The sequence below is a fragment of the Microbacterium xerophyticum genome, from assembly GCF_053543555.1.
This window is the reverse complement of record NZ_JBLVOB010000009.1, coordinates 211,716-221,272: the sequence shown is the minus strand read 5'-3', so window position 1 is coordinate 221,272 and position 9,557 is coordinate 211,716. Positions and strand designations below refer to the sequence as shown.

Annotated in this window: 9 protein-coding genes; 1 reads left to right on the top strand and 8 read right to left on the bottom strand. The window is 68.2% G+C overall.

Annotated features, from left to right (window positions below):
- Positions 1–28: 28 nt before the first annotated feature.
- The 4 genes from ACNPNP_RS18980 to rsmA all read right to left on the bottom strand — a co-directional run bounded on the left by ACNPNP_RS18980 (position 29) and on the right by rsmA (position 3,405).
- On the bottom strand, positions 29–448 hold the full coding sequence (locus ACNPNP_RS18980) for a hypothetical protein (RefSeq protein ID WP_448967594.1): 420 nt from the start codon (positions 446–448) through the stop codon (positions 29–31).
- A gap of 89 nt (positions 449–537) precedes the next feature.
- Positions 538–1,473 carry a 4-(cytidine 5'-diphospho)-2-C-methyl-D-erythritol kinase gene (locus ACNPNP_RS18975; RefSeq protein ID WP_448967593.1) on the bottom strand — a complete coding sequence of 312 codons (936 nt, stop codon included), beginning with the start codon at positions 1,471–1,473 and terminating at the stop codon, positions 538–540.
- Between the two features lie 7 nt (positions 1,474–1,480).
- Positions 1,481–2,548, bottom strand: coding sequence for an L-glyceraldehyde 3-phosphate reductase (gene mgrA, locus ACNPNP_RS18970; protein WP_448967592.1), 1,068 nt, complete (start codon positions 2,546–2,548; stop codon positions 1,481–1,483).
- Positions 2,545–3,405 (bottom strand): 16S rRNA (adenine(1518)-N(6)/adenine(1519)-N(6))-dimethyltransferase RsmA, encoded by an 861-nt coding sequence (gene rsmA / locus ACNPNP_RS18965; protein ID WP_448967591.1) that lies wholly within the window; start codon positions 3,403–3,405, stop codon positions 2,545–2,547. The genes mgrA and rsmA overlap by 4 nt, the downstream gene beginning before the upstream one ends.
- 35 nt (positions 3,406–3,440) lie before the next feature.
- Here rsmA and ACNPNP_RS18960 point away from each other — a divergent pair, with 35 nt between their 5' ends.
- A complete protein-coding gene (locus ACNPNP_RS18960; protein ID WP_448967590.1) occupies positions 3,441–4,706 on the top strand; it encodes an MFS transporter in 1,266 nt (421 codons plus the stop codon).
- Positions 4,707–4,805: 99 nt separating this feature from the next.
- Here the strand turns inward: ACNPNP_RS18960 and ACNPNP_RS18955 are convergent, their stop codons facing one another.
- The 4 genes from ACNPNP_RS18955 to ACNPNP_RS18940 are packed head-to-tail and all read right to left on the bottom strand — an operon-like array spanning position 4,806 to position 9,487.
- Complete coding sequence (locus ACNPNP_RS18955; protein ID WP_448967589.1) at positions 4,806–5,693, bottom strand: TatD family hydrolase; 888 nt, start codon at positions 5,691–5,693, stop codon at positions 4,806–4,808.
- Positions 5,690–7,267 (bottom strand): methionine--tRNA ligase, encoded by a 1,578-nt coding sequence (gene metG, locus ACNPNP_RS18950; protein ID WP_448967588.1) that lies wholly within the window; start codon positions 7,265–7,267, stop codon positions 5,690–5,692. The genes ACNPNP_RS18955 and metG overlap by 4 nt, the downstream gene beginning before the upstream one ends.
- Before the next feature lie 10 nt (positions 7,268–7,277).
- The gene (locus ACNPNP_RS18945; RefSeq protein ID WP_448967587.1) at positions 7,278–7,916 is read right to left on the bottom strand and encodes a class I SAM-dependent methyltransferase; all 639 of its coding nucleotides are present in this window, start codon (positions 7,914–7,916) and stop codon (positions 7,278–7,280) included.
- A 32-nt stretch (positions 7,917–7,948) separates the two neighbouring features.
- Positions 7,949–9,487, bottom strand: a complete 1,539-nt coding sequence (locus tag ACNPNP_RS18940; protein WP_448967586.1) for a molybdopterin-dependent oxidoreductase — start codon at positions 9,485–9,487, stop codon at positions 7,949–7,951.
- Positions 9,488–9,557: the final 70 nt, after the last annotated feature.

The window sequence follows — 9,557 nt, the reverse complement described above, 5'->3', positions numbered from 1 at the left end:
CCCCGACCTCCTCCTCGTCTCCGCGCTGTCAGGCGCGCGGCGCGAGACCCGCGTACAGCAGGTTCCCGCTCTGCGGATCACGCATCACGAGAACCTGGTCACCGGTCCGCGGGATCTCCAGCCGCGACACCAGCGTCGCGATCGCGGTGGGCTGGCCGGCGACGTCGAGGTGGAGGATGACATGCGGATTGTCGTTGATGGTCTGCCCCGTGTCCTGCACCGAGACCACGGAGACCGTCTCGGTCGGAACACCCGAGGCCCTCAACTGCGCGGTGTATTCGAGCTGGCGGTACGATCCCGTCACGCCCTGCAGCTGGTCGGTGAACTCCGAGCCCATCACCGCCTTGGTCATCTTGCCGACGAAGCCTCGCCCCTGGCCGATGTCCTCCGCCATCTTCATGGCGTCTTCCTGACGCTGCTGCATCGACTTGCGGTTGAACAGTCCCATGATCACTCCTGACTTCGGCGGTGGCTTTGACACCACGTTAGGCACGCGGAGTCGCTCCCGATCACGGTTTCGGTGAAGATCGGATGAACTCAGGCCGAGATGATCCTGGCGCCGGCTACCGGGCCGTGCACGTGCAGGGCCGTGCGTCCGGCCTCCATGAGTTCGCTCTGCACGTATCGCGCGCTCTCGGGTGTCTCGCAGAGGAATGCAACGGTGGGACCGGAGCCCGAGATGATCCCGCTCAGGGCTCCGGCGTGCAGCCCCTCGTTGATGATGTCGTCGAGTGCGGGTCGCTCCAGCAGTGCGGGCACTTCGAGGTCGTTGAACATGCATGCGGCGAGCGAGTGCGGATCGCCCGCACGCAGCGCCTGGAGCACGGGGATCGGCACATCCAGCGACAGCGGCGGATCATCGGCGAGAGCGCCGTTCTCCGCACGGTGCGTATCCAGTCGCGCGTAGATCTGCGGCGTCGACAGTCCTTCGTCGCTCGGCACCAGCACCCAGTCGAAGCGACCACGCGCGAGGGCGGGGTTCAACTGATCGCCGCGTCCAGTGCCGACCGCCGTCCCCCCGTGCAGTGCGAACGGCACGTCGGCTCCGAGCCTGGCGGCGAGCTCGTGCAGTCGGTGCGGCGAGAGGCCGGTGCCCCACAGGGCGTCGCACGCGACCAGGGCGGCCGCGGCATCCGCAGACCCTCCACCCATGCCTCCGGCGACCGGCACGCTCTTGCGGAGCTCGAGCTGGACGCCGCCGGTGTAGCCGGTCGCCGATGCGAGCAGCTTCGCCGCGCGCATCGCGAGGTTGCGATCGTCGACGGGCACGGTGCTCGGATCGGCGACGCCGACGACACTCACGCTGAAATCGTCGGCGTCACGGGCGATGACGTCCTCGTACAGCGAGACCGCCTGGAACACGGTGGCCAGCGCGTGGTACCCGTCGTCGTGACGGCCGCCGACGCCCAGGTAGACGTTGATCTTCCCCGGGGCGCGCACGTGCACCGCTTCCGGGAATGCGGCGAGGCTCATCCGGTTCTCACAGAGCGGACGATGAGGCCCAGAGGTTGACGTCGATGCCGTCGGAGAGGGCGTCGATGCGAGCGAGCTCATCGTCGGTGAGCGCGGGACCCTCGAGCGCCGCGATGTTCTCATCGAGCTGCTCCGGCCGCGACGCACCGATCAGCGCCGAGGTGACCACCGGGTCGCGCAGCGTCCACAACAGCGCGAGCTGCGCCAGCGACTGCCCGCGCTCCTTCGCGATCTCGTTGAGGCTGCGCAGGATGCCGAGGCCCTCCGTCGAGAGCGGCTCGTCGGAGAGCGATCGGCGCTTCTGCGCACGCTCCGCAGTGCCGTCGCCGAGATACTTGTCGGTGAGCAGCCCCTGGGCGAGCGGGGTGAACGCGATCGCGCCCATGCCCTCGGTGCGCAGCGCATCCGTCAGCCCGTCCTCGATCCAGCGGTTGAGGATCGAGTAGGACGGCTGGTGGATCACCAGCGGCGTGCCGAGTTCGCGAGCGACCTGTGCGGCCTTCGCGGTGCGCTCCGCGCTGTACGAGGAGATGCCGACGTAGAGCGCCTTGCCCTGGCGCACGAGCGTGTCGAGCGCACCGACGGTCTCCTCGACCGGCGTCACGGGATCGGCGCGGTGCGAGTAGAAGATGTCGACGTAGTCGAGTCCCATCGAGGTGAGCGAGTTCTCCGCGCTCGCGAGGAGGTACTTGCGGCTGCCGAAGTTGCCGTACGGCCCCGGCCACATGTCGTAACCGGCCTTGGACGAGATGATCAGCTCGTCGCGGTACGGGCGGAAGTCCTCGGCGAAGATGCGGCCGAAGTTCTTCTCGGCGGAACCGTAGGGAGGGCCGTAGTTGTTGGCGAGGTCGAAATGAGTGATGCCCTTGTCGAAGGCGTGGCGCAGCAGGGTGCGCTGGTTGTCGAGGGGGATGTTGTCGCCGAAGTTCCACCACAGCCCTAGCGAGATCGGCGGGAGGTACAGACCAGACGCGCCGACCTGGCGGTATTCGAAGTTCTTGTACCTGTCCTCCTCTGCCGCGTACGGGCGGTGGAGTTCGGCGATGTCGGTGGGGAAGCGCGGCGTCTCGGTCACGAGTCCAGGTTAGCGTCCAGCGCGTCGGCGATTCTCACGAAGTCGTCGATGGTCAGCTGCTCGCCGCGCGCGGTGGGGGCGACGCCCGCCTTCTCGAGCACTGCGGATGCTTCGGCAGCGGTGCCGCCGAGCACGACGGACAGCGCCTGGCGCAGCATCTTGCGACGCTGCTGGAAGGCCGCGTCGACGATCCGGAAGGTCGCCCTGCGCAGCTCTTCACTGCCGCGCGGCTCGGCGTCGCGCTCGAAGGCGACGAGCACGCTGTCGATGTTCGGCACCGGCCAGAACACCTGTCTGGAGACGTTGCCCGCGAGGCGCCACGGACCGTACCACGCCGCTTTGACGCTGGGGGCGCCGTAGACCTTGCTCCCCGGAGGAGCGGCGAGGCGCTCGCCGACCTCGGCCTGCACCATCACGACGCCGCGCCGGATGTTCGCGAACGTCTCCATGAAATGCAGCAGCACCGGGACGGAGACGTTGTAAGGCAGGTTCGCGACCAGCACGGTCGGATCGCCGGGAAGCTCGGTGACGCGCAGTGCATCCGCATCGACCACGGTGAGTGCTTCCTCCGCGACACCGTGATCGGCGGCCGTCTGCGCCAGCCGCGCGGCGAGTCGGTGGTCGATCTCCACGGCGGTGACGGATGCTCCGGTCTCGAGTATCGCGAGCGTGAGCGAACCGAGACCCGGGCCCACCTCGACGACACGCTCCCCCGCCTGCACCTTCCCGACGTTCACGATCTTGCGCACGGTGTTGGCATCGACGACGAAGTTCTGTCCGAGCTTCTTCGTGGGTGTGACGTCGAGCTCGGCGGCAAGACGGCGGATCTCGGTGGCGCCGAGCAGGGTGACGGTCATCCTGCCATTGTCCCCCATGCCGGTAATGTGTTCGGGTGCCCTCGCTCGGAGAACTCGTCGCGCCCCGCCGCATGGGCCGCGATTTCCGCTGGCTGCTGGCGTCGTCATGGACGAGCAACGTCGGTGACGGCATCGCGCTGGCAGCCGCTCCCCTGCTGATCGCGTCGATGACGTCGTCGCCGATCCTCGTGGCGGCAGGTGCGGTGCTGCAGTTCCTCCCATGGCTGATCTTCGGTCTGCATGCCGGCGCCATCGCCGACCGTTTCGACAGGCGACGGCTGGTGATGTTCGCCAACACGGCGCGCGCGCTGGTGCTGGCAGGGCTCTGCATGTTCCTGTTCACCGACACGGCGAACATCTGGGTCGTGCTCGCTGCGGCGTTCCTCTACGGCACCGCAGAGGTGTTCGTCGACACGACGAGCAGCACCTTGCTTCCGATGTTGGTGAAGCCCGTGGATCTCGGCACCGGCAACGCCCGGCTGCAGGCGGGATATCTCGTGGCGAACCAGTTCGCCGGTCCGCCCATCGGCGCGTTCCTGTTCGCCGCCGGTCACGCCCTGCCGTTCCTCGTCGAGGTCGTGTGCGTGCTGCTCGCGGTCGTGCTGATCTCCCGGATGGCGCGGACACCGGTGCCGCCGCGCACGGCGCTCGAGAAGCACGCCCCTGTCCACACCGACATCGCCGAGGGCGTGCGATGGATGTGGCGCAATCCTCCCGTGCGGATGCTCGTGCTGATCATCCTCACGTTCAACATCACCTGGGCCGCTCCCTGGGGCGTGCTGGTGCTCTATGCGACCGAACATCTGCACATGGGCGCAGTCGGCTACGGCGCCCTCACCACGGCATCCGCCGCCGGAGGCATCCTCGCCACTCTGACGTTCGGGTGGATGGAGCGGCACGTGTCGTTCGCCACCCTCATGCGGGTCGCGCTGTCGCTCGAGGTGCTCATGCACCTCGCGTTCGCGCTCACCAGCGTGGGCTGGGTGGCGCTCGTGATCATGTTCGTGTTCGGCTCGTACGCGTTCGTGTGGGGCACGATCTCGACGACCGTGCGTCAGCGGCTGGTGCCGCACGAGCTGCAGGGCAGGGTCGCGTCGGTGAACATGGTCGGCGTGTTCGGCGGCATGGTGATCGGCCAGGCCCTCGGCGGCATCATCGCGCAGGTCTGGGGGCTGACGGCGCCGTGGTGGTTCGCCTTCGTCGGCGCGGCCGTCACCCTGGTGCTGGTGTGGAAGCCGATCTCGCACATCGTGAACGCCAAGCCGGTGGCCGACGAGGCCGATGGTGTCGCAGCGGTCTGAGGATGCCGCCGCACAGATGTCAGTCTGGATCACGGATGTCAGCCGAAATCGCAGTTCCGGGCTGACGAGTGTGCTGAACGACTGACGAGTGTCGTCGGCTCAGTCCGCGAAGGAGCCGTAGACCTCGAGAGTGTTCGCGGCGATGTGCCCGGCGAGCTCGTCGACAGCGAGGTCGAGCTCTGCGGCCATGAACCGCAGCGTGAGCGGGATCAGGTACGGCGCGTTCGGGCGGCCGCGCAGGGGCACGGGTGTGAGGAACGGCGCATCCGTCTCGACCAGGATGCGATCGAGTGGGGTGACGTGCAGCGCATCGCGCAGGTTCTGCGCGTTCTTGAACGTGACATTGCCAGCGAAGGAGAGGTAGTACCCGGCATCCGCGCAGATTCGGGCCATCGCGTCGTCGCCGGAGAAGCAGTGGAACACCGTGGTCTCCGGCGCTCCCACTCTGGTGAGGGTCTCCAGCACGGCGTCGTGCGCGTCGCGGTCGTGGATCTGCATCGCGATGCCGTGCTTCTTCGCGAGAGCGATGTGCGCCTCGAACGATTCGAACTGCGGTCCTCGTCGCTCTTCCTCGGTACGGAAGAAGTCCAGGCCGGTCTCGCCGATCGCCCGCGTGCGCGGGTGAGCCGCGAGCTCGTCGATCACACCGATCGCGTGGTCGAGTCGTCCGGCCTCCGCGTACACCGGCGCGTCGTTCGGGTGGATCGCCACGGCCGCGAGCACACGCGGATCGGATGCCGCGGCATCCACCGCCCAGCGGGACGACTCGACATCGCCCGACGCCTGCACGACACCGGCGATGCCGACCGCCTCTGCCCTGTCGAGCTGCTCCTTCAACGAGAGAGGCTCGACGCCGTCGGTGATCTCGAGGTGCGCATGGTTGTCGTACACCGGCACTGTCAGCGGCTCGGGAGCGGCGGGGTAACGGAGGTCCTTGCGGCCCTCCGTCGCCCGCTCCCGAACGTACTGACTGGGGTTCTCGGTCAAGCCTGCGACTCCACGCGGGGGAACAGCGGGACGAGCGCGTGCACCGTCGTGCCCGGCGCGAGCACGCCCCAGGCGCCGGATTCGCGGATCGGCTGCGACTGCAGGGATCCGAGACCTTCGGCCGCGCCGAGGGCCGACCACAGCTTCTCGGTCGCCTGAGGCATCACCGGGGACAGAAGCACGGCGAGTGCCCGCAGTCCCTCCGCGCACGTGTACAGCACGGTGCCGAGTCGGTCGCGCTGGTCCTCGTCGCGTGCCAGTGCCCACGGCTCGTTCTCCGTGATGTAGCCGTTCAACGCGTCGACGATGGTCCAGATCGACGAGATCGCCTCGTCGATGCGGAACTGCTCCATCCATCCATCGGCTGCAGCCGCGGCATCCGCCACGATCTTCTGGATCGCCAGATCCTGCGCGGTGTACTCCGCGGCCTCCGGCACGACGCCCTCGAAGTACTTCTCGATCATCGCGATCGTGCGCGAGGCGAGGTTGCCGAATCCGTTCGCGAGTTCGGACTGGTAGCGCGCGGCGAGGTCCTCCCACGAGAAGGACCCGTCCTGTCCGAACGCGATCGCGGAGAGGAAGTAGTAGCGGTACGCGTCGGAGCCGAAGACGTCGGTGATCTCCGTCGGCGCGATGCCGGTGAGCTTCGACTTCGACATCTTCTCGCCGCCGACGAGCAGCCAGCCGTGGGCGAAGACGCCCTTGGGCACGTCGACGCCGGCGGCCATCAGCAGCGCCGGCCAGATCACGGCGTGGAAGCGGAGGATGTCCTTGCCGACCACGTGATACGCGGGCCAGCGGCGGGCGAAGGTCTCCTCATCCGAGCCGTAGCCGACACCGGTCGCGTAGTTGAGCAGTGCGTCGACCCACACGTAGATGACATGCGACTCGTCCCAGGGCAGCGGGATGCCCCAGTCGAAGGTCGAGCGCGAGATCGAGAGATCCTTCAGGCCCTGCGACACGAACGAGACGACCTCGTTGCGCGCGGAGTGCGGGCGCACGAAGTCGGGCTCGGTCTTGTAGAGCTCGAGCAGACGGTCCTGGAACTCGCTGAGCTTGAAGAAGTAGTTCTTCTCCTGCAGCAGCTCGAGGGGCTTGGAGTGGATCGCGCAGACCTTCAGGCCCTCGAAGGGTCCGGTGCCGTCGACGATCTCCGACTCCGGCTTGAACTCCTCGCAGCCGACGCAGTAGAGCGCCTCGTACTCGCCGGCGTAGATGTAGCCCGCGTCGTACAGCCGCTGGAAGAACACCTGCACGTTCTTCTCGTGACGCTCCTGCGTGGTGCGGATGAAGTCGTCGTTGGCGACGTCGAGGGTCTCCAGCAGCGGGAACCAGCTCTCGGTGACGAGCTTGTCGACCCATTCCTGCGGCGTGACGTTGTTGGCCGCGGCGGCACGGAGCATCTTCTGTCCGTGCTCGTCCGTGCCGGTCAGCATCCAGGTGTCATCACCCGACTGACGGTGCCAGCGCGCGAGCGTGTCCGTCGCCACCGAGGTGTACCCGTGACCGATGTGCGGCACATCGGAGGGGTAGTAGATGGGCGTGGTGATGTAGAAGGATTCGCCTGCGGGCATGCGGTCAATTCTAGGCGGGTATGCCGGTGTGGTTACGCGGGGCGGCGGATGCTGTCAGCGCACCATGGCGACGCGTGCTGACCTCGCCGGGTTCCCTTGTGCGTCGCTCGGTGGCGGTGACGGTGAAGCCGGCGTCGCCGAGGAGTTCGGAGACGGCGTCGGCCGACCAGAAGTAGGCCGGCGCGACGGCGTGGGAGAACTTTTCGCGCGCACGGCCGTCGAAGTAGCCGATCAACAGCGACCCTCCCGGCTCGAGCACGCGGGCGAGCTCGGCCAGGATCAGCGGAAGCTCGACGGGCGGGATGTGGATCAGCGAGTACCAGGCGAGGATGCCGCCGAACGACGCGTCTTCGAACGGGAGATCGCGCAGCGTCGCCTGCTCGAAGATCGACTGCGGCGAACGCCGGCGTGCCTCGGCGAGGAACTGCGACGAGATGTCCACGCCGACGACGTCGCGATGACCGTCGTGGAGGAACTCGGTCCACAGTCCAGGGCCGCATCCGGCATCCAGCATCCGTCCCTGCGACCGGTCGCGCCACGCGCCGATCAGGTTGCGGTCGGCGGGGTCCATCTGCGCGATCGAGCCCGCGATCTCGATGTACTCGGCGGCGCGGGCGTCATAGGCGGCGGCGATCGCATCATCGGTCATGACGACGAGCCTAGGGTCAGCGCGGGGCCCGCTCAGCGCACGGTCACGCTGATGCGATGCCAGCCCTGCGCGCCGTCCGGCGCCGGTGGCGCGGGCGTCGACGTCTGCGTCTCACCGTCGCGGCTGAGGGCGCGGCATTCGATATCGTGCGTGCCGGCCTCCGCCTTCCACGGCAGACTCCACTGCACCCAGGTGTCGTCGGAGATCGCCGTGGCCAGCTCGGCGCGCCGCCACGGCCCGCCGTCGATGCGCACCTCCACACCCTCCACGCCGACCTGCTGATGCCAGGCCATCCCGGCGATCACAGACGATCCCGATTCGACGTCGCGCCCGTCGCGGGGCACATCGATCCTGGACTGCAGCTTGATGGGTCCGCGCTCCGACCATCCTCGCGTCGTCCAATAGGCGCTCGTCCTGTCGAAGCGGGTGACCTCGAGTTCGGTCACCCACTTCGTCGCCGACACGTATCCGTAGAGGCCCGGCACGACCAGTCGCACCGGGAAGCCGTGCGCGAGCGGGAGCGGCTCGCCGTTCATCCCGACCGCGAGAAGCGCATCGCGATCGTCGGTGAACGCCTCGAGCGGCGTCGATGCGGTGAATCCGTCGATCGAGGTCGAGAGCACCATGTCGGCGTCGGTTGACACTCCGGCCCGCGCGAGCAGCTCGCGCACAGGGTGGCCGAGCCACCTGGCATTGCCGATGAGGTCGCCGCCGACGGTGTTGGACACGCACGCGAGGGTGATGTCGCTCTCCTGCATAGGCAGCGCGAGCAGCTCGTCCCAGGTGAGGACGACCTCCTGATCGACCATGCCGTGCACACGCAGGCTCCAATCAGCCGGATCGACCTGCGGCACCACCAGTGCCGTGTCTATGCGGTAGAACTCGCTGTTGGGAGTGACGAGCGGAGCCAGACCCTCGATCGCCAGTTCGGCGCCCGCCGGCACCGCCGGTGCAGCCGTCGCCGCGGAGGGCAGACGCACGGCGGCGCGGGCCGCCTCGACCGTGCGCACCGTTGCCCGAGCGAGGTTGCCGACGACGAGCGCCGCCATGCCGAGCGCCGCGGTGGCGCCGGTCCACACCAGGAACTGTCGGCGATCCGCCCCCTCGGGCGCATCATCCGCATCCACGGAGGGCGCACGTCTCAGGAGCACGCGCAGGGCGATCGCTCCGGCCGCACCCGCCACGATCGAGGGCAGCCAGGCGACGGGACTCCCGTCGGACCGCATCGTCGCCACCACCGCGCCCACGAAGCCGAGCGCGACGAAGAGCGCCGCCCCTGCACCGCGTCGCCACAGTTCGAGCAGACCCGCTGCGGCGGCGAGCAGAGCGGCGACCACAGCGATGGCCGTGAGGAGTGCGACCTTGTCCGCCGTGCCGAACAGTGCGATCGCCAGGTCTTTCGCCCAGCTCGGCGCGATGTCGATCAGGCCGCCGCCGATCGCTGCGAACGGACTCGCGGACGGTGCGAGCAGGGATGCCGTCAGTTCACCGAGACCTGCGGCGAAGAGCACGGCGGCGACGCCCGCGGCAGCGGCGCACCATCGGACTCCGGCCGCGGATTCTCGCCTCATTCGATGAGCTTACGCGCGGAAGGGCTGCGCAGGCTCCGGCATGCCTGTCGCCGTGAGAGGTGAGTACGCT

What these genes read in the sequence shown, in the direction of transcription:
- rsmA (WP_448967591.1), bottom strand. Translation starts at nt 3,405, where the DNA reads ATGACCGTCACCCTGCTCGGCGCCACCGAGATCCGCCGTCTTGCCGCC.
- ACNPNP_RS18945 (WP_448967587.1), bottom strand. Translation starts at nt 7,916, where the DNA reads ATGACCGATGATGCGATCGCCGCCGCCTATGACGCCCGCGCCGCCGAG.
- ACNPNP_RS18980 (WP_448967594.1), bottom strand. Translation starts at nt 448, where the DNA reads ATGGGACTGTTCAACCGCAAGTCGATGCAGCAGCGTCAGGAAGACGCC.
- metG (WP_448967588.1), bottom strand. Translation starts at nt 7,267, where the DNA reads ATGCCCGCAGGCGAATCCTTCTACATCACCACGCCCATCTACTACCCC.
- ACNPNP_RS18975 (WP_448967593.1), bottom strand. Translation starts at nt 1,473, where the DNA reads ATGAGCCTCGCCGCATTCCCGGAAGCGGTGCACGTGCGCGCCCCGGGG.
- ACNPNP_RS18940 (WP_448967586.1), bottom strand. Translation starts at nt 9,487, where the DNA reads ATGAGGCGAGAATCCGCGGCCGGAGTCCGATGGTGCGCCGCTGCCGCG.